Raw genomic sequence first — 23992 nt, 5'->3', positions numbered from 1 at the left:
GATGATTGAAAACGGACTACTCGTTATTTTTTACAGAAATACAGTCTGGTGATTCTTTAGTTTGAGGATGTTGTTTTTTATCCGCTGGGGAAGCGAATTTTTTTTCAAGATAGATTTGTAAAGAAGCCTGCTTTTCAAGCTCGGTTTGATCTTCACAGATAACCCCTTGCTTAATTAGAGCATCAAGTAAGCGTTGATCATCTACAGGATTATTCGCTAAGGAAGAAGTGCTCAAAAGAAATAACATACCACTGACTGTTTTCATTATATATTTACGAATGCTTCGTTTGTTTGTAACAAAATATATTTTAATTCACTTAAATGTAACCTAGGCAAATGGCTTGAGTGGACTGCTGTACGAATTTAAACATATTTAGTGAACATCGAATTTATTCTTAACTAATAGATTGATCAGCTAATTATGTAGCTAAATTGACTGAATAATTGATCGAGTTGTTATTAATTAAAGTAAATGACTAGATAAAGCAGATATACAGGTAGTGGTTTTTGAGCAATAGTTAATTTAGGGAATGGAATAATAAATACTTATTTATGATAGATTTAATATTAGCTTTAAGTGAGAAATTTGAACTGTGTTAAAAATATGGACGATGCTTCTAGGTGGGTATTGAGCAACAACCTTGAAGCATCGACGGGTTTAAAGTTGGGCATTGATCAATTCGATCAGTTCACTTTCTGTGAGCGGAAGTTTATTGAGCTCGATAGAGCAGTGGGCTCCCCCTTTTAGCATGTAGGCTTGGGTTGTTCCGTGGTCATGATGAAACCATTTACCATCGACACAAACATCTGTATAGCAACGAGAGTCCTGCTTAAGTTCCATAGGTCACCTCCGTGTTAATTAGTCGTTAACCTAAAGATAACGTATCGATAACCTATTGAGGCGTAATTGATCGAAATCAATAAAGAGTAAACTCTATACTAAGGTAGTAAGCCCAAGCTAGCTGGCCATTTGGGTTTCTTCATTTGGCGTATCGCTTACCTGAACTGGCTCTGATTGAGGCTCTTGCTTGAGATGAAAAATAAGCACAGGTAAGTCACTGCGATAGAAATTAGCCGTGTATCCACCAGCGGCATGCGGCAATGATGCGGCAAAACGTTCGAGCTGTTGCTTAATGGCTTGATTGTCTTCGTTTTGGTTGGTGTCAATTATATCGTCGATAGCGTGGACCAAGTCTTTGGTCAACTGGGAGAAATGTTCAACGGTTTGTGAATTTACTGATTGGAACACAAAGTAGTAGTTGGCTATACGATAGATGGCAGATTCACTTTTTGGGCATAAGGCACCACTCGCGGCAATTCTTTCTAAGTTTTTTTTGAAGCTCGTTTTAATTTGATTGGAACGTTTGAGTAATGCTTGCTTAGCTTGTTGATGACTTTTCTTCTCGAAGGCGGCTTTTTGATAGTAGAAAGCGAGAAGAGCGGTTATAAGAGCGGCGATCAGTAGAAGTGTAATAGTGATTAGCATCGCGTGTTGTAATAGTCAGTCAGATCCATGATTGTTGACGAAATTGTATATAAGAGTGTGCTTAAAAATCAACGTATTTCATTCTGAAAAACACTAAGTTTGACTTACGTGTTGCATCAATCTTGAGAAATAGACTTAAAAAAGGAGCACGTTACGTGCTCCAAAACTAAAAGGGCAGTGTTGGGTTGGATTAAGCGGTCGCGAACTTGTATGTGCGATATCCGCCAATCAGGTTACGGGCTTTGAAGCCGTTATTAACTAGCTGACGGTATGCAACGTTACCGCGTAACCCAACTTGACAGTAGATCACGATTTCCTTGTCTTTTGGTAGTTCGTCCATGCGGTGGCGCAATTGGTCTACAGGAATGTTGATCGCATCTTTGATAAAGCCAACATTTTCGAGTTCGCCTGGGTTACGTACATCGAGCAGGACTTGCTCGTCTGTCAGTGAGTCCATTTCATCAAAGTGAATCGGAGTGGCGTCGCCCTTGATAATGTTGTTGGCAACAAACGCTGCTTGGTTGATGACATCTTTGGCACTGCCATACGGCGGAGCGTAAGTGAGCTCAAGGTGTTGAAGCTGCTCGACAGTCATGCCAGCTCGCTGAGCAACCGCCATCACATCAATGCGTTTGTCTACACCATCTTTTCCGACCGCTTGTGCACCAAAAATCTTGCCGTTTTTCGGGTCAAATAACATTTTGAATGAGACAATCTCGGCGCCTGGGTAGTAGCTCGCGTGGCTGGCAGTATGGACATAGACTTTCTCATAATCCACACCTTCACGCTTAAGTTGCTTTTCGTTTTTCCCTGTTGAGGCAACCGCTAGGTCAAAAATCTTACAGATAGCCGTGCCTTGTGTACCTTGGTAGGCTTCTTGGCGACCGAGCATATTGTCGGCAGCCATACGACCTTGACGGTTGGCAGGGCCAGCAAGTGGAACGAGAGTTTGTGCACCTGTGACAAAGTCTTTTTCTTCGACTGCATCACCCACAGCGTAGATACTAGGATCGCTGGTTTGCATCATTTGGTTGGTATAGATGCCGCCTAGCTCACCAATTTGCAGCCCGGCTTCTTGTGCGAGCTTAGTTTCAGGACGTACACCGATGGCCATGATCAAAATGTCGGTGGTTAATGACTCGCCATTGTTGAGAGTAAGATTTAGCTCACCTTCAATATGCTGGTGTTCTTCATCCTCACCTGAGCCAAAGCTGGCGATATGTTCGTTGGGCATATACTCAACCGCTTGAAGCGCAACGCCCAGCTTTAAATCAATGCCTCTATCGCGAATTTCAGCGTGAGCAAAGCCTGCCATTTCACGGTCAACAGGCGTCATCACTTGGTCAGCCATCTCAATCAACGTGGTTTTAATTCCTAATTGGTGGAAGGCTTCCATCATTTCGAGACCGATGAATCCGCCGCCAACAACCGTTGCGTGCTCTGGTTTGTTCATCTGGATGGTTTGAATGATGCGATCCATATCTGGAATGTTACGCAGAGAGTGGGTCAGTGGATTATCAATTCCTGGGATTGGTGGAACGATAGGGCCTGCGCCAGGGCTCAGCAATAGAAAATCGTAGCTTTCACTATATTCACTGCCATCGAGTAGATTCTTCACCGTCACTTGTTTGTTGTGGCGGTCAATCGATACGACCTCGTTCATCACTCGAACGTCGACATTAAAGCGTGATAGGAAGCTTTCTGGAGTCTGGAGAAGTAGCTTGCTGCGCTCTTGTATGTCACCACCGATGTGATAAGGAAGGCCACAGTTAGCAAATGAGACAAAAGGACCACGCTCAAACATAATGATTTGAGCCTCTTCGCTCAAGCGACGTGCTCGAGCCGCCGCAGACGCGCCGCCTGCCACACCGCCAACAATTAAAATCTTAGTCATTTTTCACTCCGTTATTGGAAACCCAGTTTTTTCAGGAAATAGGCCGCAGGACAAATCCCTGTAAATGCGCTTTGAATCAAGTTTACACCGACGAATACGGTTAACCATACGAAACCAGTATGAACCGTAACGGTGAGAACCACCGAGAGCAGTACCATACTTCCCGCTAATACTCTGATTGCATTTTCAAGACTCATAACGTTCTCCTTACGTGACTATTTGCCTTAGTTGCTAATCACTATAGTCACATCAATTAGAAAAGTCTAATGTTAATTAATCTAAATTTGTAATTACTAAATTAGTGTTGACTAATTTCATTTGTTTAGTATTATCTAATTTAACGGTTTAGGAGAAGCGAGCCATGAATAGTCAAACAGTGAATATCGTCGAAATGCAAGGCAAAGCGGTGGAAGCGGCTGATTTATTGAAAGTTATGGCCCATCCTGAGCGGCTTATGGTGCTTTGTCAGCTCACAGAAGGCGAGGTCGGCGTTGGGGTATTGCAAAGTAGTTCAAGCTTGAGCCAGTCGGCGTTTTCTCAGCACCTGACTGTGTTGCGTAAACATGGCTTAATCAAGTCGCGCAAAGAGTCTCAACAAGTTTTTTATTCGTTGGATGACCAACGCGTTGTTCAGCTAATTCACAATTTACAAGCCACGTTTTGTGGCGAATGATTTTTACATTATAGCTAAGAGGTAACTATGGCTTTTGAAATTCCTTGGGAATCATTGGCAGGAGGCATTTTACTCGGTATTTCGGCAACATTATTGCTACTACTGAATGGAAAAATTGCTGGCATCAGCGGCATTATGACAGGGTTGCTGACACCAAAATCGTCTGATTTTGCGTGGCGCTTGTTGTTTGCTGTTGGCATGGTGTCAGGCGGTGTGATGGGAGTATTAGCATTTAATAGTAGTGTCCCGACTCACTATGAGAGCAGCGTTTTCATGCTTGCGGCTGCGGGCTTGCTGGTTGGGATTGGTACGCGCTTGGGGAATGGTTGTACAAGTGGTCACGGGATTTGTGGTATCGGACGATTATCACAACGTTCCTTCGTCGCCACTATTGTCTTTATGCTAGTCGCCGCAGCAACAGTATTTGTTCGCCTTCACCTCTTATAAGTTCAGTGAGTATCAATAATGAATAAGATTGTTTTTCGTCTAACGTCACTCGTTGCCGGTGTTTTGTTTGGTCTTGGCATGATCATCTCGGGCATGGCGAATCCGGCTAAAGTCATCGGTTTTTTAGATATTGCAGGGGTGTGGGATCCGAGTTTGGCATTTGTTATGGGCGGCGCACTGATGGTGTTTATGCCCGCGTATCATTGGCTCATCAAGCCAAGAAAGGCTCCAGTTGCCGCACAGTCATTCTGTTTGGCCCACCACAAAAAGGTAGATAAACGTTTGTTAAGTGGCGCTGTTCTGTTTGGTATTGGCTGGGGACTGGCCGGGATTTGTCCTGGCCCAGCGATGTCGAGTCTCGGACTTGGAAACATAGGGGTGTGGATCTTTTTTGCCAGTATGATGGTGGGATTAGGTATCACAAACTTACTGATTTGTATGAAAAATAGCCGTGAGTCACAAACGCAAACTGCATAGTGACTACTATTGATGAGATAGGTGGAACAGGGAGTGGTGAAGATGAAATGGATCGGTTGGAACATCGCATTGATGGGGTTAGTTGTGTCTCATGCCAATGCGCAGCAAAATGAACAGCTTTACACTGTGAGTCGAGAGCCACTTGCGCAAATCATCCATCTTGATGGTGTGGTGCAGCCTGTAAACCAAGGGACGGTTGCGGCGCAAACATCGGGACGCGTTGTCGGTTTATATGTTGACGTTAATGACTATGTCAAACAAGGAACGGTGTTGCTTGAGATCAGCGACGTTCAACAGTCGGCATCGCTTGATGCAGCGAAGGCGCAACTGGTGAGCGCCACGGCGCAAAATCGTGAAGCCCAATCTCAACTAAAACGTTATCAACAATTGTTCCCTAAAGGAGCGATCTCTCAAGATCAAATGGATAGCGCCGAAGCTCGAGCACGCAGTGCGGCGGCGGCGGTGAAATCTGCGCAAGCGAGTGTGGCGCAAGCGAAAGAGTCATTGGGCTACACAAATGTGACAGCGCCGTATGACGGCATTGTGACCAAACGACATGTCCAACTTGGCGAAACAGTCGCACCAGGCACGCCTCTATTAAGTGGATTTGCATTGAATTTGCTTCGTGTCGAAACCGATATTGCGCAGCGTCATCAGCCTGTGGTCAACGAGATTGAACAGTTTACAGTGCTCGGCGCGAACGGTGAACGTATCACTCCCACCGATATGAGCTTGTTTCAATACGCTGATCCACAATCTCACACCTTTAAAGTGCGATTACAGCTACCTGAAAACAGCGCCACCTTTGTTCCTGGAATGTGGGTCAAGACTGAATTTCATTATGGCGACAGAGAGACTTTATTGATTCCAGAATCTGCCGTTGTTCGTCGTGGCGAGTTGAGCTCGGTTTTCCGGATTGATCAACAGCACCGGGTGCTAAACCCGGTACGTTTGGGCCAAACGTATGGAGAATATGTGGAAGTATTGTCTGGGCTCGAAGAGGGTGATGTTATTGCGACAACCGCACTTGCGATGGAAGGAGAGTGATTATGGACAATCGACTCGGTATTTCGGGTCGCATTGCAGCGGCCTTTCAGAATTCGGCGATGACGCCTTTGCTCGCTCTCGTTGGCCTTCTTATGGGGCTGTTTGCGGTCATCGTAACGCCGAAAGAAGAAGAACCCCAAATTGATGTCACATTTGCCGATGTGTACATTCCGTTTCCAGGGGCGTCACCTCGTGAAGTAGAGAGCCTGGTCACGACCCCTGCAGAGCAAATTATCTCAGAGATCCAAGGAATCGATAAGCTTTACTCTTTTTCTCAACCTGACGGTGCCATGATAGTGGCAATCTTTGAGGTGGGGGTGAGTCGCAATGACGCGGTGGTGCGCATTTACAACAAGCTCTATTCAAACAAAGATTGGATGCCTCAAGGAGTGGGAGTCGGAGAGCCGATCATTAAACCTAAAGGTATCGAAGATGTCCCGATAGTGAGCGTTACGTTGAGCGATCGTAGTGGTCGTCTTGACCAACAACAACTGACTCAGGTTGCTCATGGTCTTGAGACTGAACTCAAAAGAATTGCTGGCACGCGCGATATCTACACTATCGGTGGGCATAACACTATTGTCGATGTTCGTCTTGACCCTGCAAAAATGAATAGCTTTGCGATCACTCTCGATCAGCTCAATCAACATTTACCGGCCGCAAACACCAGTTCTCCCATGTTGCGTCTTACCCACGACAACCAAGAGTTCCCCGTTCAAATTGGCCAGTTCTTAACGCGAATTGAAGAGGTAAAACAACTGGTTGTTGGGCTGCATAACGGAGCGCCAGTCTATTTAGAAGACATTGCCAGTGTGGAACTGGGTGCCAACACGCCTGCACACAATGTGTGGACCAGCGACAAACAGCAAATCTACCCAGCGGTGACATTGGCGATCGCTAAAAAGGCTGGTGAAAACGCGGTCAACGTTGCCAACGAGATAGAGAGTCGTTTGGTTGAACTGCAAAACCAATTGATCCCTGAAAGTATCCAAGTTGATATTACCCGCGATTACGGTAAAACGGCCGCAGATAAAAGCAACACACTGATGGGCAAACTCGCCTTTGCCACTGCCGCCGTGGTTGTTTTGGTCTTGTTGACCATGGGATGGCGAGAAGCGTTTGTGGTTGGCTTTGCCATTGTCGTAACCTTGATGATCACCTTATTTGCTTCTTGGGCTTGGGGCTTTACGCTCAATCGTGTCTCGTTGTTTGCCCTGATCTTTTCGATCGGCATTTTGGTCGATGACGCGATTGTCGTGGTCGAAAATATTCATCGCCACATGTCAAAAGGTCACGCTAAGTTGCAAGCACTGATCCCTCAAGCCGTCGATGAAGTCGGGGGGCCAACCATACTGGCGACGCTAACTGTGATTGCTGCTTTGCTACCGATGGCCTTTGTTAGCGGGTTGATGGGGCCTTACATGAGCCCCATTCCTATCAACGCATCGATGGGAATGTTGATTTCACTCATTGTCGCGTTCGTTGTATCTCCATGGTTAGCCAGCCACTTTTTAAAACCGGCACAGCACCAAGAATCGCGTCAAACCGATAGCATCTTTCATCGGCTTATGGCGCCTTTTGTCACCGCGAAACACCAAACGCGAAATCGCTTTATGTTGCTTCTGGCGGTATTGGCATTAATTGCCGGCTCTGTCATGTTGCCAGTGATGCAAGCAGTAGTGCTTAAAATGCTGCCCTTTGACAACAAATCAGAATTTCAAGTGGTCCTCGATATGCCGGAAGGCACGTCACTTGAGAAAACGCAGCGTGTATTGTTTGAGATGGGGGCAAAGCTCAATGATGTTGACGAAGTCACCGATTACCAAATCTATACAGGGACAGCAGCACCGATTAATTTTAATGGCTTGGTTCGTCACTACTTTATGCGTAGCCAATCCCATCAAGGGGATATTCAAGTCAACTTAGTTGGTCGAAAGGAACGCACGCGCGATAGCCACGAGATTGCCGCGTCGGTGCGTCCGATTCTCAACGAGGTCGCAGTACAATTTGGCGGCAAAGTGAAGGTCGTCGAGGTGCCACCCGGACCTCCAGTGTGGTCGCCTATTTTGGCCGAAGTGTATGCACCGACTCCGGAGCTGCGCCAACAAGCCGCTAGAGCCATTCGCGAAATATTTCGGCAGACGGACGATATTGTCGACGTCGATATGTACCTACCCGAAGCGCACCAAAAATGGCAAGTGGTGATTGATCGCAGTAAAGCGTCACATCTGATGGTTCCTTACGCATCTATCGTCGATGCCTTGGCCACATCGGTGGGAGGCAAGCCAATCAGTTACTTACATAGTGAGCACAATAAGTACCCAGTTCCTATTCAGATACAGGCAAGCGAGAGTGCTAAAGTACGCATGGAACAAGTCCTTAATATGAAAGTGGGGAGCCAAAACGGCAATGCGTACCCCTTATCTGATTTAGTGAGTGTGCAACAGACTCGAATGGACGACTATATCGTCCACAAAAACCTTGTCCCTATGGTGATGGTGGTAGGGGATATGTCGGGATCTGTCGATAGCCCACTTTACGGCATGTTTAATATTGGTAGCAGAATCGATCAGCAAATGCAGGTCGACCAACACTACATTAATCAGCCCGATGGATTAGCAGGGATTTCTATCTTGTGGGATGGAGAATGGACGATTACTTACGAAACGTTCCGAGATATGGGCATTGCTTATGCGGTGGGGATGATACTCATCTATCTACTCGTGGTGGCTCAGTTTAAGTCTTATTTAGTCCCCTTAATCATTATGGCGCCGATCCCACTGACTATCATTGGTGTTATGCCGGGCCATGCGATATTGGGCGCACAGTTTACCGCGACCTCGATGATCGGCATGATAGCCTTAGCGGGCATCATAGTGCGTAACTCGATTTTGTTGGTGGACTTTATTAATCAGCAAGTGGAACAAGGGGAAGCGTTTGCAGAGGCGGTGATTCAGTCGGCGGCGGTTCGAGCTAAACCTATCATGCTGACTGCGCTGGCAGCGATGATAGGGGCCGTGTTCATTCTCGACGACCCCATTTTCAATGGTCTGGCGATCAGTTTGATATTTGGTATTTTCGTCTCGACGATTCTGACCTTATTAGTGATACCAGTTCTCTATTACGTCGCGATGCGTAAGCGATTCGAGTAATTCAGTACCGCCCCGTCATTAAGACGGGGCTTTTTTACAAGCGTATACGCAAAGGGCAGTGATCGCTTAAACGGTAGCGGAGTAGCTCGTTGATATCATAAGTGACTTGCGCCACTTGTGTTACATGTAACTGTTGGCTGGTCACGACATGGTCTATAAGCGAGCGGAACTGATGGGTTTTATTGGGTTGCTTACGTGAACGTACCTTACATACAGCTGGCGTGTTGGCGGTGGCTAACTTCGCTTTACTTCCCAAGGTTAAGGTTTGCCACAACCAATCGTTAGGGTAGGCAAGATTGTGGTTGAAGTCGCCGATAATCATGTACGCCTGCTGATGTTTCTCACGTTGTATTATCCAACGGTTGAGAGCTTTCGCTTGTGAGTTTAAGGTGCGGCAGGATGGATTGTCCTTGTATGCGCCAGAGCAGCGCGCTTTGAGGTGGACCGATAGCAAATGCAGTGGGGAGTCGCTGTTTGGGTTAACCACAAGATACGCTGCGAACCTCTGTTTACTCGTGCTTTGACGATCAAGCTTTAAATCCGCTTTATTCTCGACTGTGACGCCTTTTCTCACCGCAAATCCGGTGTACTGATTGATATCCGTAAACTGCCGTTGTCGGTACTCTGGCTGAGAACGCTCAGACAGATAGAGATGATAGTCGCTCCCCACCACCTTACCCAAAGACTCCAAGTCATTGACTTCTTGAAACGCGAGTACGTCACTGTTTAGCGCGTTAAAATGGCGACCAAGGGCTTGATAGTCAAGGTGGTTACGCTGGGAGCTGGGAAATTTAGCAGAAGGCTGACTCGATAACCATTCCAAGTTCCAACTGGCAAAGGTGAGTTGATCATCGGCCACTACGTAGAGTGGTAACAAGACCAATAAACAGCCCTGAAGCAGCCAATTTTTAGCGTTCAACATAAGATAAATCCCTGACAATAGTTGCAGCCTTTATCTAATAAGAGGTCTACAAAAATCAAGTAGGTTTAGTACCATTTTTTCAATTTTCATCATTTTCTTTCTATCTGAGATCAGTGCCACTAAGATCGATTTGATCTTGAGCGAGGCTCTCCTTTTATTGATCAAAATCAATACTCTATTGAGTGGCATTTCGTTAAATACGCCACAATATGTAGTGTCAGTTGAATAATAAATCGCCCTATATAGTGTGTTTGTGGATAAGTCTGTGGGTATGCTGGGGTAAGGAGAAAAGGTGAAACCAATCGTAATCAAGCGTGATGGCTCTAGGGCTCCGTTTAGCAGGGATCGCATACAAGCTGCCGTGGAATCAGCAGCCGAGCACGTTGATAAAGAAATCGCTATTTACGCGCTCAACGTCGCGTTAGCGGTGGAGCTACAGCTTAACGATCACGATGAAGTGCACATTAATGATATCCAAACCCTAGTCGAAAACGAGTTGATGCAGGGACCGTACAAGTCGCTCGCACGTTCATACATCGAATATCGCCATGATCGCGATACCGCTCGTGAAAAACAAAGCGCGCTAACGCGTGAAATCGAAGGACTGATCGAAGAGAGCAATGTTGATCTCATCAACGAGAACGCCAACAAAGATGGCAAAGTGATTCCTACTCAGCGTGATCTGTTAGCAGGTATCGTTGCAAAGCATTACGCGAAAACCCACATCTTGCCGCGTGATATCGTTCAAGCCCACGAAGAGGGCGATATTCATTATCACGATCTCGATTACGCGCCGTTTTTCCCAATGTTCAACTGCATGCTTATTGATTTGAAAGGCATGTTAACCCACGGCTTTAAAATGGGTAACGCGGAGATCGATACGCCTAAATCTATTTCAACAGCGACAGCTGTTACTGCACAAATTATCGCTCAAGTAGCAAGCCACATTTATGGCGGTACAACCATCAATCGTATTGATGAAGTGTTAGAGCCTTATGTGATGACAAGCTACGATAAGCATCTTGAGATCGCTAAAGAGTGGGATATCCCAAATCCTAAAGAGTTCGCGGCTTCACGCACCGAGAAAGAGTGTTATGACGCATTCCAATCACTAGAGTACGAAGTCAATACACTGCACACCGCGAATGGGCAAACACCATTCGTCACTTTTGGTTTCGGTCTAGGTACAAGTTGGGCATCTCGTCTTATCCAACAGTCGATTCTTAAGAACCGTATTGCCGGTCTGGGTAAGAACCGTAAGACAGCGGTATTTCCAAAGCTTGTTTTTGGTATTAAAGATGGCCTTAACCATAAGCCTCAAGATGCGAACTACGACATTAAGCAACTGGCGCTTGAGTGTGCGTCCAAGCGCATGTATCCAGACATTCTAAACTACGACAAAGTGGTAGAGATCACGGGCTCATTTAAGACCCCTATGGGTTGCCGCAGTTTCCTTGGTACATACGAAGAGAATGGTGAGCTTATCCATGAAGGGCGCAACAACCTTGGTGTGGTGAGCCTTAACTTGCCACGCATTGCCTTGGCCGCGAGTCGTGATGAGAGTGCGTTTTACGCACTACTGGATGAAAAGCTCGACCTTGCTCGCCGCGCCTTGGAAACACGCATCTCGCGCTTAGAGAACGTGAAAGCTCGTGTCGCTCCGATTCTTTACATGGAAGGGGCGTGCGGTGTTCGTCTAAAAGCAGACGAACCGATTGCCAATATCTTTAAACACGGTCGCGCTTCTATTTCGTTGGGCTACATCGGTATCCATGAGACGATCAACGCTCTGTTCGGTGACGACCGTCATTTATATGATGATGAGACGCTACGACAAAAAGCCGTCGCTATCGTCAAATACCTAAAAGATAAAGTGAATCAATGGGCTGAAGAGTCTGGCTACGGCTACAGTTTGTACGGAACGCCAAGCGAGAACTTGTGTAGCCGATTCTGCCGAATCGACACCAAAGAGTATGGCGTGATCAAGGGCGTGACTGACAAGGGCTACTACACCAACAGTTTCCACTTAGACGTAGAGAAAAAGGTCAACCCATACGACAAGATTGACTTTGAGATGCCGTACCCAGAAATCTCAAGTGGTGGCTTCATCTGTTACGGCGAGTTCCCGAACATGCAGCGTAATATTGAAGCGTTAGAAAATGTGTGGGATTACAGCTATAGCCGAGTGCCATACTACGGAACCAATACGCCTATCGATGAATGCTATGAATGTGGTTACAACGGAGAGTTTGACTGCACAAGTAAAGGGTTTACGTGTCCGAGTTGTGGCAACCATGACTCGACCAAAGTCTCTGTGACACGCCGTGTGTGTGGTTATCTCGGTAGCCCTGACGCCAGACCGTTTAACTTCGGTAAGCAGGAAGAAGTCAAACGACGCGTCAAACACCTGTAATAATGCTCACCAATTACCAGGGCCCTACAAGTAGGGCTCTGGTGGATTTAGTTGTTATCATTTTGAGAAAGCGCAATGAATTATCACCAGTACTACCCGATTGATGTGGTTAATGGTCCTGGGACACGGTGTACGCTGTTTGTTTCTGGCTGTGTGCATCAGTGCAAAGGGTGTTACAACCAATCGACGCAACGAGTCGACTCGGGTGAATTTTTCACCCAAGAGGCACAAGATAGAATCATTGCCGATTTGAATGATACACGCATTAAGCGCCGCGGACTGTCGCTTTCTGGTGGGGATCCTTTGCATCCGGCCAATGTGAATGAAGTGCTTGCCTTGGTTAAGCGGGTGAGGGAAGAGTGTCCTGGCAAAGACATTTGGTTATGGACAGGCTATCGTCTCGAGGAACTAGATGATGCTCAACGAGAAGTGATCCGTCATATCGATACCTTGATCGATGGAAAGTTTGAACAAGATAAAAAGGACCTCAACTTAGAGTGGCGGGGGAGCTCCAATCAGATAATCCACAAATTTACACTGTGAATAGTGGTCAGTAGCAGCATAAATACCTATCGCCGTTGTGAAAGGTTAAATAGTTGTTAACTGTCTTGGTTTTTTATCCTGTTTTACTGTTTTTAGTTGAAATTTTATTTCTAGATTTATTAGTTAGATGATAAGTTGATGGCCGTTACTTGAATTTCAAAGGGTTGTGACTTTCATGTTCTCTCATTTACCGACTCCAACACTGGATCCTATTCTTTCTCTTTCTGTTGCATACCGCAACGACCCGCGTGACGAAAAAGTTGACCTTGGCATTGGCGTTTATAAAAACAGCGCCGGTGAAACGCCTGTGATGAAGGCGATTCAACAAGCACAAGATATCGTCGTGGCGACACAAAAAACCAAATCATACGTCGGACTGGCCGGTTGCGAAGAGTTTAACCAATCAATGATTAATCTGCTTCTTGACGGGACTTCCGCAATGGACCGCGTTGCTGCGGTGCAAACCCCTGGCGCAAGTGGGGCATTGCGCATGTTAGGCGACCTAATGAAGGTGGCTCAGCCGAATACAACGGTTTGGATCTCTAATCCTAGCTACGTCAACCATCGACCTGTGATGGAAGCCGCGGGGCTAAAAGTGAAGCACTATCACTATTTTAGTCCTGAGACTAAGCAGGTGGATGTCGCACGTATGATGGATGACCTCGCGACAGCAGGTCCGGATGACGTCGTCCTTCTACATGGTTGTTGCCATAACCCAACGGGCGCTGACATTGATTTTGATGCATGGCAAGCGATTACTGAGTTGGCACAAAAAAATGGCTTTACGCCGTTTGTTGACATTGCCTATCAAGGCTTTGGCGATGGTCTTGAAGAAGACGCCAAAGGGCTGCGTTACATGGCAGACAATGTCGAAGAAATGCTGATCACCACGTCATGCTCTAAGAACTTCGGTCTCTATCGTGAGCGTACCGGAGCGGCAATTGTGGTTGGTCAATCACAAAGCGATGTCAATAATGCCAAGGGCAAGTTACTTACTCTGGCACGCTCTACCTACACCATGCCGCCAGATCATGGGGCCGCTTTGGTGAAAACCATCTTGCAAAATCAATCGTTGACGACGGTATGGAAGCAAGAGTTGAGTGAAATGCAGCAACGATTGTTAAACCTGCGTCAAACTTTGTGTAACGAGTTGAGAAATAACCATAATACTTCACAATTCGACTTTATCGAAAGTCACAAGGGAATGTTTACTGTGCTAGGATTTAGCCAAGACCAGATGGCGCGTTTGCGCGAAGAGTTCGGGATCTATGGTGTTGGTGATGGTCGAATTAATATTGCGGGTTTGACAGAGAAGGATATTCCTTACGTTGCCCAAGCTATTATCCACGTCGCTTAAACCTTTCGGGGCTATTCATAGCCCCGTTTCATCTAGATCCGTTTTATCATGATTAGGTGAACCAATGAAAAAAAACTGGAAAGTGTTTATTCCATTTCTGTTAAGCGGCGGCTTAGTCGCTTGTTCCACCACAGGGCCAGCCCCGACCGAACCAGAACAAAAACCTCAAACCGAGTTACCCGTAGAGCCGCAACCTGAGACTCCTCAAATTGAACCACCCGCGCTAGAGCCTGTAACACCCGAAGTTGAAGCGCCTATCGAACCTAAGCCAAAACCCAAACCGCCAGTCGTCCAAGAGCCGATTAAAAAAACGGCCGATGGAAAACTGTTTCTTGGCGAAGAAGAATGGGTTTACGTACCGGGGCTTGAGCAGAACTTCCGAGCACGCATAGACACAGGGGCGACGACGTCGTCGATAAGTGCCGTCGACATCATTCCATTTGAAAGAGACGGTAAAGACTGGGTGAAATTTAAAATTGAGCATGAGAACATCAAGAGTAAGGAAATCGCCTTACCAGTAAAACGATGGGTGAAAATTCGTCAGTCTAGCTCAGAAGGAACCCATGAACGAGCAGTCGTAGAAGCCTGGATTCAAATCGGTGACCTAAAAGAAAAGACAGATTTCACTTTGGCAGACAGAACGCATCTTACCTATCCTCTACTTTTAGGCCGCAGTTTCTTTAAAGATATTGCCGTTGTCGATGTGAGCCAAAAATACATCCAAGATAAACACCAATAATAGTGTTTTAGCGCACAAAACAGTACCAGTGGCATTAGATGTCACTGGTTTTTTTATTTCTCAGATCATACTTTTACCTTTCACCTCTGCGAACCACTCTCTGCTAGGTTACTATTTAGCCGCCTAAGTCGGTCAACCATACTGTGTACTCCCTCAATCGCTGAGCTTTGCCGTCAGCGAACAAATACCCTCTACAAGCAGTATGGAATAAAAAATATAAAGGAGTCAGATATGAAGCATTTAGCCATGGCTATCATTGTTGATGATGATGGTAAGGTGTTGGTTCAAAAACGCCCATGCTCAACTCAAGGTGAGTTACATCAGTTTCCGGGTGGCGCCGTAAAGTCAAATGAAACAGGGACGGATGCGGCGAAGCGAGAATTTTATGAAGCTGCTGGGATAGCGGCGGGCGAGCACGTCGCGACGTTTAGTGGTATCAACGATTTTGGAGGCCGGATCTATTACGCGATTTTTAATCGGTCTAAACCAGTCACACCAAGTTCAAATGCCAACCAGTTTGAGTGGTGCAAGATTAATGAACTGCCACTCAATGACTTACATGCTGCAGACGTTGAGTTTGTAGAAAAGCACTTGATAGGTTTCGGCGAACCTCAACCTTCGTCCAACGCATAGAAAACAGGCCAATCGAGAAGATTGGCCTTGTTATTGTTACTGAATCTCTAATAATTCCACATCGAATATCAAAGTAGCGGCGGGTGGAATAGGGCCAGTTCCCCTTTTTCCATAGGCCAATGTGCTTGGAATGAACAAGCGAAACTTGTCACCCTCAGACATGTAAGTTAAGCCTTCTTGCCAACCTTTGATCACTTGGTTGAGTTTAAAGCTAATCGGTTCACCGCGATCGACTGAACTATCAAACACAGTACCGTCAATCAGCGTGCCGTGGTAGTGAACTTTCACTGTATTGGACGCCGTTGGGTGGGTGGTACCTTCTCCTTTATGCAGCACTTGATATTGCAGGCCACTTTGTGTGGTGACGATGCCTTCCTTTTGGCCATTCTCAATTAAAAAGGCTTGTCCTTGTGCAAAGTTTTGCTCACCCGCTTTGTTCGTGGTCCAGGTGCGGTAAATAAAAAAGCACGCTAAAACAAAAATAATAATGGCTATGGTCATCTTCGACATAAATCCGTTCCGATAGTTAGGGTTGTGTAAGTAAGAAATTGATGGTGTTGGCAATGCCTTGAACGTCTTGATGACCGCTAGTGATAACCTGATATTTACCGTTAACGATAAAGGTTGGAACCGCGTTAATCTCACCTTGGGTGGTGATGTCATCGGCGACTTGCATTGCGGCGAACAGTTGTTTCTGTTGTGACTCGTCAAAGTCGTATGGGCTGGTTAAGTTGCGACTATGAAATGCCAGGTCGATGGCGGCTTTCTTGTCGGCTAGAGTCGCGCCATCCCCCAATTGAGTGGCTGAAAACAGTTCGGTCATCATAGTGTGGTCAGGTTTTTGGCCTAACTGCATCTCTGCAGTGTAATAAATCATGGCACCGATCTGGGCGCTTTCATTAAAAGTAACGTGGACTTTACCAATACTCTGGTTTGTCAGTTGTTCGATAGTGGCGAGTTCATTCTCCATTTTTCGGCAATGACCACAATTGAGGGAAAACACTTCCACGACCGGCGGCATCCTGAATGTGGCTAGACTGGCAGGAAGTTGCGTGTATTGTTTGCCTTGCTGGGGTTGGCTATCGTCTGAGCAACCTGCAAGAATGGCCACGCATGCAAACAGCAGAAATGAAGAAATTTTGTTCATATAATTGCCTCTTAGGCTCACCTAGTGGGTGAAGGTTATTGGAGTCATAACAGTCGCTTAATTCTACTTGTTCCATTTCTTGAGTAAAACAGGGATGTTGATAAAAACACATAACAATGTGTGTCGAAGAAAACTATCGCTCACACCGGAGGGTGAAAAAGCCTACTAAGGGAGTAGCAGTAAAAAGCGCTAAAGTATTGGCGTGTTGGCCGATATAGAGGTGTATGAAAAAGGAACCGATGGTGAATCAATGAAGCACTTTGTATTACCACTGATATTACTACTCACTGGGTGTGGGACTTTAGACGACACTATTGCTATGTTTGATGACAACTTGCTCGATACCGCGCCCAAGTCAGACTTTGATGTTCGCTATCCAGAGTGGGGCAGTGAACCCGTCATTGCGAGCTCTGGTGTGAAAGGTCCCTTTGGTCAACAACGTACACAGAGTTACAGCGACTTACAGAACTTCTTAGTCAATAACGGTGTCGACTATGAGTTATTACCCGGAAATCATGTCATGGTGAAATTAAAAGACACCATTAAGTTTAATACGGGATCATCACGTGTTTCTTCAGACTCAGAAGCGTGGCTCAATATGATGGGGCGCTACCTTGCCTCGCAACCTGGTATAGATATAGTGATAGACGGGCATGCCGACAGCACTGGTGCACCAACTTTTAACGATACGCTTTCGATGAAACGTGCTACAGCCGTCAAGCAACAGTTGGTGAGTAACAATGTTGCGATGAACTCGATTTTTACCCGAGGCTATGGCGAATATGTACCGGCGTGTAGTAACAAAACAAAAGCAGGAAAAGCCTGTAATCGACGTGTTGAGGTTTTGTTTATTGTGGCCAACAACTAGCGTGTCATTTTCACGACAAACGGATCACTAACTGATTCCGCCCGCCAACACTTGGCGGGCGGATTTTTGCAGCTTCTCATGATAGTAACGACATAAACTCATGTATGTTGCATCGTTACCAGCCAAAAGAATAACGCCGCGCTCACGTTCTACTTTTAATAACCCTTCATTTTATGATGAAATTCTAACTTTATAAATCAGCTGGTTAGGGTTTTGTTAAATATTTGATACAGTCTTTCTCAACTCTGAGATATTGTCCTCGAAAACACAAAATAGGTAACGTATTCGCATGTTCGACTATGGTTTTCTAAATCAGATAGCGTCACAAGAAAGCGGGCTAATTTCTAAATTAGACGCTATTCACGAACACGCAGCGGCGCGTAGCACGAGCCTGTCACGTTTTTCCATTGCTCTTATTGAGCAAAACCGAGTCTCCAATTATTACGTGAAGGATAGATTCGTTGCTTCTGGCTGCTTTGATTACGATGAACACCCACTCGCGGACAACTCTTCTCTGAGCAGCATCGCCTATACCGCTCATGTGCGCATTATTGACGATATCACCGAGATGCAACAGACCGACAGAGTGAAAGAGTTATTGCGACACGGCCATGTGAGTAGCTATACCTATCCTATTGGTTATCAAGGTAAAACTATTGGTTTTATTTTTATTAATGCCTCTGAGCCTGGCTATTTTTCTCATTCATTTGTCGAGCGCGACTTTGCCTTTGTATGCCAAGTGATATCGGGCCTGTTTGTTCAACTGTTCGAAGGGCAGCGTCACTTTCAATCGAGTTTGAATATTGCGCTGAAAATGGGTCACGCTCGCGATCCTGAAACCAAAGAACATTTAATTCGAATGGGTATGTACAGTGAGCTTATCGCGCGGATATTGTCGGCCAAGTACCCGCACATAACACATCAGTTTATCCATAGAATTCGACTGTATGCACCTTTGCATGATATTGGTAAATACATGATTCCAGATGAAATATTGTATAGCACCAAGCGATTTACCCCCCAAGAACGTCACATCATGAATAACCATACTGTTTATGGAGAACAGATTATTGACGAAGTGATTGAAGTGGCACAAGCGAAAATGGTGAGTGATCAAGAGGTGACATTCATTAAGAATATTATTCGACACCATCATGAACTCTACAATGGTAAAGGTCTGCCCGATGGTCTTAGCGATGAAGGTATACCGCTTGAAGCGAGAATTGTTACAATGGCTGATGTCTTTGATGCACTACTGAGTCGTCGTGCATACAAGCCGGCTTGGGAGCTCAGTAAGGTGCTGGATTATATCAAGCAACACAAGAGCGAGATGTTTGATCCAATCTGTGTCGACGCTCTGCTCGACAATATCGATAAGTTCATGCACATACGCGAACGTTACCTCGATAAAACGGACACGAAAGAAGTGGTGGCGAGCTAATAATAAAAAAGCTCTCGCACCTACGGCACAAGAGCTTTGTATAACAGAGTAAGGCTAACGATTACGCGGCGTTTTTAATTTGCTCGCTTTTTTTTTCGCTCTGCATTTTCGCTAGAAAGTACACGTTAACGCAAGCAATGAAACCGTTGGTTACGACAACAGGCCATGCATCGATCATTAAGCCGTAAGCCGTAAACAACGCACAACCGATAAAGTTAAGTACGCGCAGTTTGACGATATCTTTCATTGTCAGTGAGATTGCAACCATGATAGAAGCTGCGTAGCCTAGAATTTCAACCATATCCATAATTTGACCCTCTTAATTTTGCCGACCCTACGTCGGTACCAATTCTTCTCGTCTTGAGATAAGTGAGGAAGCTCCGTGCCTCGAATGGTCTAAATGATTCACTAACATGAAATATAACAGGGCTAAATGTGTGATGAAAGCCCCAAAAATATGAACGGAGAAGGTTAGCGATTACGCAAACGTTTTACGCTATTTACATCATTATAATAACCAAATTTGTTGGTATAAACGCAGTCTTGCTGCAATAAAAAAGCCTGCGACAAGGCAGGCTAGATGCAAAGCGAGGAGGGCGGTTACTTCTTCTTGCCTTGGATTAGTTTGTCTTCTTCAGTCAGTTCACGGATACGTCGGCTGATATCACGGCGCTCTTTCGAGATCTCTGCACTCTTGATGATGTGATCGTCAACGCGATCTTCATAATCGGCTTTCATATTTTTGATAATAGCAACGATTTCTTCGTTACTCATGTCTGGCTTAATGTAATCCATAAGGTTTTCAAGCAAGTCAACACGTTTGCGGTTATCACGAACTTTCTTTTCGTTATCAACAAGCTCACGCTTTAATTTATTCTTACGACGTGCTTGGGCTACGATTTCAAAAACACCACTCATAGTTTCCTTTCCTAATTTTTTGAACAACTCACCGGATTAAATCACAACATCTGACGTGATAACAGTCTTTAGATCAATCATTACTTTAGCATGACGCAATAATCGCCAATCTCCGCGCTAGTCATTGAGCCGATAAAAGTATCGATATATGATTCACCTATTGTGACAGTGAGTTAAAACTAAGATGCATACGTCAGACATTGTGATTCCCAAATCGTCTGAAAGGAATTCAGATCGCGCCGCAAGATTGGTCAAAGCCTACAAGCGCGAGCGCAGCCGCCAAGAAATGACGGAAGTCGAATTAAACCGCAGCAAAATTATAATGATTGATGAGAACGGCAAAATTAAGAAAGTTCCCATCCTTTCCGAGCACTAGCAATAGCGCCCAGATAAGAACGATAAGGAAATGGTATGAATATCGAGCTAACCCCTGTAGAGGCGCGTGTTATCGGTGCGCTGATTGAAAAAGAAGTGACGACTCCGGACTATTACCCACTGACGTTGAACAGCCTAACGTCTGCGTGTAACCAAAAAAGCAATCGTGAGCCCGTGATGGCCCTGTCAGACGTTGAGGTACAAGCGGCAATTGACAGCTTGAGCGCGAGGCATTTAGTCAGTGACGAGAGCGGATTCAATAGTCGTGCTAGCAAGTTCCAACACCGTTTCTGCAATACCGAGTTTGGTGATCTCAAGCTTACTCAGCAAGAGAAAGCTGTCGTTTGCTGTTTGCTGTTGCGCGGCGCGCAAACGCCAGGTGAACTGAGAACCCGTACCAATCGCTTAGCTGAGTTTAATGATGTCAAAGAAGTTGAAGCGGTTTTGGAGTCTATGGCGGCTCGAGAGCAAGGGGCGTTAGTGGTGAAACTACCACGTGAAGCAGGAAAACGTGAGTCGCGTTACATGCATCTGTTTAGTGGTGATGTCGATATCGATAATCTATCCGTGCCGACTGCATCAACAGGTGGTGATGAGCGCATTGACGCGTTGGAGCAGCAAGTCCAAGCGCTACAGCAAGAGCTTTCAGAGCTCAAAACGCTGGTGGAGCAATTGACGGCATAATGTCTACACAGACTGCCAATACGTGGTATGTGTATTTGGTTCGCATGCCCAGTCGAGCGCTTTATTGCGGAATTACGACCGATGTTGAACGCCGATTCGCTCAACATCAAAATGGTCAAGGCGCGAAGGCCCTCAAAGGGAAAGCACCGCTGATTTTAGAGTGGTGTTATCCTGCTGGGGAAAATCGCAGTGAGGCGTCCAAATATGAGTGGCGAATTAAAAAACTCCCCAAGTCAAAGAAAGAACATTTAATTTCCTTCCAAACTGATTCCTCGATCACACTAGATATGCTACTGGTTGGTTTATAGCACTCAAAGTGTCGTTTTTTGTATTAACCTTGATAATGCATCTTAAAAAAGAAGGTTGATACGGATATGAATCAATTCAATAAAATAACAGTGGTCATCGGGTTGTTGGTTTGTTCAAGTGCGGGCTATGCCGCTACTGTCGTCCCCGATGGTCGTGGAAACGGCATGGGAAATACGGGTGTAAGTAGTGCAGATTATGTCTTGGCACCTTTCTATAACCCCGCACTGACGGCGATTTACCGAGACAGTGACGATTTTGGTGTTTTATTGCCCGCGGTTGGGGCAACGCTACGTGATACCGACGAATCACTCGATACCATAGATTCGCTGCAAGACACCATCAAGCAATTTGAAAATGGCGGGAGCAGCGACCCTACTCAAGCAACAACGCTCAACAATTATCTCACTCAACTCTCGGACAACAAACCCTTGGCTGTCACCGGTGGCGCGGCCATGGCTGTTGCTCTACCGATTAACACCTTGTCTGCGAATATGTTCTTGCGCGGGTATGCTGAGGTTGTCGCTTCACCAGAAATCGCCGCCGATGGAGGCAATACGCCGTCCGCAGTGCAAACCCGTTACGAAAACTCAAACGTTGATATGATCGCCTTTGGCTACTCAGAGTTCGGTGTTGCATTAGCCAAGCGCGTCGCGATTGCTGGTCAGGATGTCTCGTTGGGCGTCACACCCAAATATCAGCAGTTAAAGACCTATAAACAGAGCCTGTCTGTCGAAGATTTCGACTTGGACGATTACGATCAAAGTGAAACCAAAAAGAGTGCATTCAACCTCGATTTAGGGGCAGTCTGGTTGGTCGACAACTATCGTCTGGGGGTTGCAGTGAAAGATCTGTTTTCAAAAGAGATTGATACCAAAGATATTGGTGGTGTGAGTCGTTATAAACTGAATACCCAGTTGACCGTGTCAGGGACTTACATGATGGAGTATTTTTCAGCAACGATCGACTTTGACATGACCAAACAAGAGCGGTTTTTAGACCTCAATGATGAAACTCAATTCCTCCGTGTTGGTGTGGAAGGCAATGCATTCGGCTGGGCTCAGCTGCGTGCGGGGTACCAGACCGATGTTCAAGATACATTGGATGATGAAGTGACGTTGGGTATTGGCATTAGTCCTGGAGACTTAGTGAGCATTGACTTGGCTGGTAGCTATGCCGGTGATAACCAATTTGGTCTTTCTGGGAATTTGTCTTTTACGTTCTGAATACTATACGGCATAATGAAAAAACCGAGATAAAAGAGTGGTTTAATGGCCACTCTTAGTCCCGGCCCCTTTTTATACTAAACACCATCTTATAGATAAAACGTATACATCGGTTTAGTTGGTTAATGAGAGTTCAGTATGTCAAAAAAACTCATCTTTTCTTTATTTTCGCTCTTTTCAACAGCTGTGTTCGGCCATGCGACGCAAGTTCTCAATGGTTATTGGCAGTACAATGACTACCTTAATGCGTACCCAGAGCAAAAGCAGTTAACCGAACAGTTGAGTGAAGCGGTACGGTTACCTCCAATGGCGCTCGATGCGCCTCAAGATAAAGCGATTTCAATTTCGGTTGTTTACCCAGGTCAACAGGTTTCTGATTACTGGGTCCGCAACATAAAGGCTTTCGAACTGAGGTTAGAGGAGTTAGGAATTCGGTATAGCATCAACCAGGTATTCACTCGTCCAAACGTAGACGTAAGACAACAAAGCTTATCGCTGTTAGATGCGATTCAAAACAATACTGACTATCTGATTTTTACCTTAGATACGACACGACATCGCAAGTTTATCGAGCACTTGTTAAGCTCAACTGAGACCAAGCTGATCCTACAAAATATCACCACTCCAGTGCGAGCTTGGCAAGAAAGACAGCCATTTATGTATATCGGGTTTGATCATTTAAATGGTACAAAAATTCTAGAGCAGTATTACCAAGCTGCGGTACCCGAAGGAAATCGCTATTCGGTACTGTACTTCTCTGAAGGCTACGTCAGTGATGCGCGAGGGGACAGTTTTATCGAAGAGATGAGTCATAACAAACGTTACCAACTTTCATCTTCATTTTACACTCAAGCGACAAGAGAGTCGGGATATCAAGCGGCTAAAAATGCATTGCAAAAAGACCAAGATCTGAGCTTTATTTATGCCTGCTCAACAGATGTGGCTTTGGGCGCCGCCGATGCGCTGCAAGATTTGAACAGAGAAGGAGTATTGATCAATGGTTGGGGAGGAGGCACTGCAGAATTAGATGCTATCGCCAGCGGTGCACTCGATGTCACCGTAATGCGTATGAATGACGACACGGGTATAGCGATGGCAGAAGCCATCAAATGGGATATTGAAGGCAAGCCTGTACCCCAAGTGTATTCTGGAGACTTTGAGTTGGTTACAAGTAAAGATAGTGCGGCCAAGGTCAATCAATTAAAGCAACACGCATTTCGATACTCGGATCGGTAGGGTTGAGT

General features: G+C 45.7%; 27 protein-coding genes. 17 read left to right on the top strand and 10 right to left on the bottom strand.

The window, feature by feature from the left end; genetic code table 11:
* Nucleotides 1-16: 16 nt before the first annotated feature.
* The 5 genes from FCU94_RS13900 to FCU94_RS13880 form a co-directional block, all read right to left on the bottom strand.
* Nucleotides 17-265 carry a hypothetical protein gene (locus FCU94_RS13900; RefSeq protein ID WP_176289109.1) on the bottom strand — a complete coding sequence of 83 codons (249 nt, stop codon included), beginning with the start codon at nt 263-265 and terminating at the stop codon, nt 17-19.
* A 393-nt stretch (nt 266-658) separates the two neighbouring features.
* Nucleotides 659-841, bottom strand: coding sequence for a hypothetical protein (locus tag FCU94_RS13895; RefSeq protein ID WP_176289108.1), 183 nt, complete (start codon nt 839-841; stop codon nt 659-661).
* Between the two features lie 117 nt (nt 842-958).
* On the bottom strand, nt 959-1486 hold the full coding sequence (locus tag FCU94_RS13890; protein ID WP_176289107.1) for a hypothetical protein: 528 nt from the start codon (nt 1484-1486) through the stop codon (nt 959-961).
* A gap of 190 nt (nt 1487-1676) precedes the next feature.
* Nucleotides 1677-3380, bottom strand: a complete 1704-nt coding sequence (locus FCU94_RS13885) for an FAD-dependent oxidoreductase (RefSeq protein ID WP_176289106.1) — start codon at nt 3378-3380, stop codon at nt 1677-1679.
* Nucleotides 3381-3391: 11 nt separating this feature from the next.
* Nucleotides 3392-3577, bottom strand: a complete 186-nt coding sequence (locus FCU94_RS13880; protein ID WP_176289105.1) for a YgaP family membrane protein — start codon at nt 3575-3577, stop codon at nt 3392-3394.
* Between the two features lie 164 nt (nt 3578-3741).
* On the opposite strand from FCU94_RS13880, the gene FCU94_RS13875 reads away from it, so the two are divergent.
* Genes FCU94_RS13875 through FCU94_RS13855 form a run of 5 tightly spaced genes read left to right on the top strand, consistent with a single transcriptional unit; the run spans nt 3742 to nt 9176 of the window.
* On the top strand, nt 3742-4053 hold the full coding sequence (locus FCU94_RS13875; protein ID WP_176289104.1) for an ArsR/SmtB family transcription factor: 312 nt from the start codon (nt 3742-3744) through the stop codon (nt 4051-4053).
* Between the two features lie 27 nt (nt 4054-4080).
* Entirely contained in the window at nt 4081-4500 is a 420-nt protein-coding gene (locus FCU94_RS13870; RefSeq protein WP_176289103.1) for a YeeE/YedE family protein, read from the top strand.
* A gap of 18 nt (nt 4501-4518) precedes the next feature.
* Complete coding sequence (locus FCU94_RS13865; protein WP_176289102.1) at nt 4519-4977, top strand: YeeE/YedE family protein; 459 nt, start codon at nt 4519-4521, stop codon at nt 4975-4977.
* Nucleotides 4978-5019: 42 nt separating this feature from the next.
* Complete coding sequence (locus tag FCU94_RS13860) at nt 5020-6024, top strand: efflux RND transporter periplasmic adaptor subunit (RefSeq protein ID WP_176289101.1); 1005 nt, start codon at nt 5020-5022, stop codon at nt 6022-6024.
* A gap of 2 nt (nt 6025-6026) precedes the next feature.
* On the top strand, nt 6027-9176 hold the full coding sequence (locus FCU94_RS13855) for an efflux RND transporter permease subunit (protein WP_176289100.1): 3150 nt from the start codon (nt 6027-6029) through the stop codon (nt 9174-9176).
* Between the two features lie 34 nt (nt 9177-9210).
* On the opposite strand, the gene FCU94_RS13850 is transcribed toward FCU94_RS13855, so the two are convergent.
* Nucleotides 9211-10098, bottom strand: coding sequence for an endonuclease/exonuclease/phosphatase family protein (locus tag FCU94_RS13850; RefSeq protein ID WP_176289099.1), 888 nt, complete (start codon nt 10096-10098; stop codon nt 9211-9213).
* Nucleotides 10099-10390: 292 nt separating this feature from the next.
* Here FCU94_RS13850 and nrdD point away from each other — a divergent pair, with 292 nt between their 5' ends.
* From nrdD to FCU94_RS13825, 5 genes are all read left to right on the top strand, one after another.
* On the top strand, nt 10391-12511 hold the full coding sequence (gene nrdD / locus FCU94_RS13845; RefSeq protein ID WP_176289098.1) for an anaerobic ribonucleoside-triphosphate reductase: 2121 nt from the start codon (nt 10391-10393) through the stop codon (nt 12509-12511).
* A 75-nt stretch (nt 12512-12586) separates the two neighbouring features.
* Complete coding sequence (nrdG, locus tag FCU94_RS13840; protein ID WP_176289097.1) at nt 12587-13054, top strand: anaerobic ribonucleoside-triphosphate reductase-activating protein; 468 nt, start codon at nt 12587-12589, stop codon at nt 13052-13054.
* 175 nt (nt 13055-13229) lie between these two features.
* Nucleotides 13230-14411 carry an amino acid aminotransferase gene (locus FCU94_RS13835; protein ID WP_176289096.1) on the top strand — a complete coding sequence of 394 codons (1182 nt, stop codon included), beginning with the start codon at nt 13230-13232 and terminating at the stop codon, nt 14409-14411.
* 64 nt (nt 14412-14475) lie between these two features.
* A complete protein-coding gene (locus tag FCU94_RS13830) occupies nt 14476-15150 on the top strand; it encodes an ATP-dependent zinc protease family protein (RefSeq protein ID WP_176289095.1) in 675 nt (224 codons plus the stop codon).
* Nucleotides 15151-15381: 231 nt separating this feature from the next.
* Nucleotides 15382-15783, top strand: a complete 402-nt coding sequence (locus tag FCU94_RS13825) for an NUDIX hydrolase (protein ID WP_176289094.1) — start codon at nt 15382-15384, stop codon at nt 15781-15783.
* A gap of 36 nt (nt 15784-15819) precedes the next feature.
* Here FCU94_RS13825 and FCU94_RS13820 read toward each other — a convergent pair whose 3' ends face one another.
* Nucleotides 15820-16293, bottom strand: a complete 474-nt coding sequence (locus FCU94_RS13820) for an FKBP-type peptidyl-prolyl cis-trans isomerase (protein ID WP_176289093.1) — start codon at nt 16291-16293, stop codon at nt 15820-15822.
* Between the two features lie 16 nt (nt 16294-16309).
* Nucleotides 16310-16930: a thiol:disulfide interchange protein DsbA/DsbL gene (locus FCU94_RS13815; RefSeq protein WP_176289092.1), complete on the bottom strand. Its 621-nt coding sequence runs from the start codon at nt 16928-16930 to the stop codon at nt 16310-16312.
* 250 nt (nt 16931-17180) lie between these two features.
* Between FCU94_RS13815 and FCU94_RS13810 the strand changes: the two genes are divergently transcribed.
* Both FCU94_RS13810 and FCU94_RS13805 read left to right on the top strand, forming a co-directional pair.
* Complete coding sequence (locus FCU94_RS13810) at nt 17181-17798, top strand: OmpA family protein (RefSeq protein ID WP_176289091.1); 618 nt, start codon at nt 17181-17183, stop codon at nt 17796-17798.
* Between the two features lie 289 nt (nt 17799-18087).
* A complete protein-coding gene (locus FCU94_RS13805; protein WP_176289090.1) occupies nt 18088-19239 on the top strand; it encodes an HD-GYP domain-containing protein in 1152 nt (383 codons plus the stop codon).
* 61 nt (nt 19240-19300) lie between these two features.
* On the opposite strand, the gene FCU94_RS13800 is transcribed toward FCU94_RS13805, so the two are convergent.
* A complete protein-coding gene (locus FCU94_RS13800) occupies nt 19301-19546 on the bottom strand; it encodes a YgjV family protein (RefSeq protein ID WP_176289089.1) in 246 nt (81 codons plus the stop codon).
* A gap of 293 nt (nt 19547-19839) precedes the next feature.
* Nucleotides 19840-20157 carry a DUF496 family protein gene (locus tag FCU94_RS13795; protein ID WP_176289088.1) on the bottom strand — a complete coding sequence of 106 codons (318 nt, stop codon included), beginning with the start codon at nt 20155-20157 and terminating at the stop codon, nt 19840-19842.
* Nucleotides 20158-20341: 184 nt separating this feature from the next.
* Here FCU94_RS13795 and FCU94_RS19315 point away from each other — a divergent pair, with 184 nt between their 5' ends.
* The 5 genes from FCU94_RS19315 (at nt 20342) to FCU94_RS13775 (ending at nt 23984) form a co-directional block, all read left to right on the top strand.
* Nucleotides 20342-20533 carry a hypothetical protein gene (locus FCU94_RS19315; protein WP_255199272.1) on the top strand — a complete coding sequence of 64 codons (192 nt, stop codon included), beginning with the start codon at nt 20342-20344 and terminating at the stop codon, nt 20531-20533.
* Nucleotides 20534-20568: 35 nt separating this feature from the next.
* A complete protein-coding gene (locus FCU94_RS13790; RefSeq protein WP_176289087.1) occupies nt 20569-21216 on the top strand; it encodes a YceH family protein in 648 nt (215 codons plus the stop codon).
* A complete protein-coding gene (locus tag FCU94_RS13785; RefSeq protein WP_176289086.1) occupies nt 21216-21524 on the top strand; it encodes a GIY-YIG nuclease family protein in 309 nt (102 codons plus the stop codon). The genes FCU94_RS13790 and FCU94_RS13785 overlap by 1 nt, the downstream gene beginning before the upstream one ends.
* Before the next feature lie 66 nt (nt 21525-21590).
* Entirely contained in the window at nt 21591-22748 is a 1158-nt protein-coding gene (gene traF, locus FCU94_RS13780) for a conjugal transfer protein TraF (protein WP_176289085.1), read from the top strand.
* A gap of 138 nt (nt 22749-22886) precedes the next feature.
* The gene (locus FCU94_RS13775; protein WP_176289084.1) at nt 22887-23984 is read left to right on the top strand and encodes a substrate-binding domain-containing protein; all 1098 of its coding nucleotides are present in this window, start codon (nt 22887-22889) and stop codon (nt 23982-23984) included.
* Nucleotides 23985-23992: the final 8 nt, after the last annotated feature.

The sequence above is a fragment of the Vibrio sp. JPW-9-11-11 genome (genome assembly GCF_013369335.1).
GTDB lineage: Bacteria > Pseudomonadota > Gammaproteobacteria > Enterobacterales > Vibrionaceae > Vibrio.
This window is presented reverse-complemented; position numbering and strand designations above follow the sequence as displayed.

Coding starts and splice junctions, on each gene's coding strand:
- traF (WP_176289085.1), top strand. CDS start 21,591: ATGAATCAATTCAATAAAATAACAGTGGTCATCGGGTTGTTGGTTTGT.
- FCU94_RS13875 (WP_176289104.1), top strand. CDS start 3,742: ATGAATAGTCAAACAGTGAATATCGTCGAAATGCAAGGCAAAGCGGTG.
- FCU94_RS13790 (WP_176289087.1), top strand. CDS start 20,569: ATGAATATCGAGCTAACCCCTGTAGAGGCGCGTGTTATCGGTGCGCTG.
- FCU94_RS13870 (WP_176289103.1), top strand. CDS start 4,081: ATGGCTTTTGAAATTCCTTGGGAATCATTGGCAGGAGGCATTTTACTC.
- FCU94_RS13830 (WP_176289095.1), top strand. CDS start 14,476: ATGAAAAAAAACTGGAAAGTGTTTATTCCATTTCTGTTAAGCGGCGGC.
- FCU94_RS13885 (WP_176289106.1), bottom strand. CDS start 3,380: ATGACTAAGATTTTAATTGTTGGCGGTGTGGCAGGCGGCGCGTCTGCG.
- FCU94_RS13820 (WP_176289093.1), bottom strand. CDS start 16,293: ATGTCGAAGATGACCATAGCCATTATTATTTTTGTTTTAGCGTGCTTT.
- FCU94_RS13775 (WP_176289084.1), top strand. CDS start 22,887: ATGTCAAAAAAACTCATCTTTTCTTTATTTTCGCTCTTTTCAACAGCT.
- FCU94_RS13825 (WP_176289094.1), top strand. CDS start 15,382: ATGAAGCATTTAGCCATGGCTATCATTGTTGATGATGATGGTAAGGTG.
- FCU94_RS13795 (WP_176289088.1), bottom strand. CDS start 20,157: ATGAGTGGTGTTTTTGAAATCGTAGCCCAAGCACGTCGTAAGAATAAA.
- FCU94_RS13880 (WP_176289105.1), bottom strand. CDS start 3,577: ATGAGTCTTGAAAATGCAATCAGAGTATTAGCGGGAAGTATGGTACTG.
- FCU94_RS13860 (WP_176289101.1), top strand. CDS start 5,020: ATGAAATGGATCGGTTGGAACATCGCATTGATGGGGTTAGTTGTGTCT.
- FCU94_RS13890 (WP_176289107.1), bottom strand. CDS start 1,486: ATGCTAATCACTATTACACTTCTACTGATCGCCGCTCTTATAACCGCT.
- FCU94_RS13855 (WP_176289100.1), top strand. CDS start 6,027: ATGGACAATCGACTCGGTATTTCGGGTCGCATTGCAGCGGCCTTTCAG.
- FCU94_RS13785 (WP_176289086.1), top strand. CDS start 21,216: ATGTCTACACAGACTGCCAATACGTGGTATGTGTATTTGGTTCGCATG.
- FCU94_RS13865 (WP_176289102.1), top strand. CDS start 4,519: ATGAATAAGATTGTTTTTCGTCTAACGTCACTCGTTGCCGGTGTTTTG.
- FCU94_RS19315 (WP_255199272.1), top strand. CDS start 20,342: ATGCATACGTCAGACATTGTGATTCCCAAATCGTCTGAAAGGAATTCA.
- FCU94_RS13805 (WP_176289090.1), top strand. CDS start 18,088: ATGTTCGACTATGGTTTTCTAAATCAGATAGCGTCACAAGAAAGCGGG.
- FCU94_RS13835 (WP_176289096.1), top strand. CDS start 13,230: ATGTTCTCTCATTTACCGACTCCAACACTGGATCCTATTCTTTCTCTT.
- FCU94_RS13895 (WP_176289108.1), bottom strand. CDS start 841: ATGGAACTTAAGCAGGACTCTCGTTGCTATACAGATGTTTGTGTCGAT.
- FCU94_RS13900 (WP_176289109.1), bottom strand. CDS start 265: ATGAAAACAGTCAGTGGTATGTTATTTCTTTTGAGCACTTCTTCCTTA.
- FCU94_RS13810 (WP_176289091.1), top strand. CDS start 17,181: ATGAAGCACTTTGTATTACCACTGATATTACTACTCACTGGGTGTGGG.
- FCU94_RS13800 (WP_176289089.1), bottom strand. CDS start 19,546: ATGGATATGGTTGAAATTCTAGGCTACGCAGCTTCTATCATGGTTGCA.
- FCU94_RS13815 (WP_176289092.1), bottom strand. CDS start 16,930: ATGAACAAAATTTCTTCATTTCTGCTGTTTGCATGCGTGGCCATTCTT.
- FCU94_RS13850 (WP_176289099.1), bottom strand. CDS start 10,098: ATGTTGAACGCTAAAAATTGGCTGCTTCAGGGCTGTTTATTGGTCTTG.
- nrdG (WP_176289097.1), top strand. CDS start 12,587: ATGAATTATCACCAGTACTACCCGATTGATGTGGTTAATGGTCCTGGG.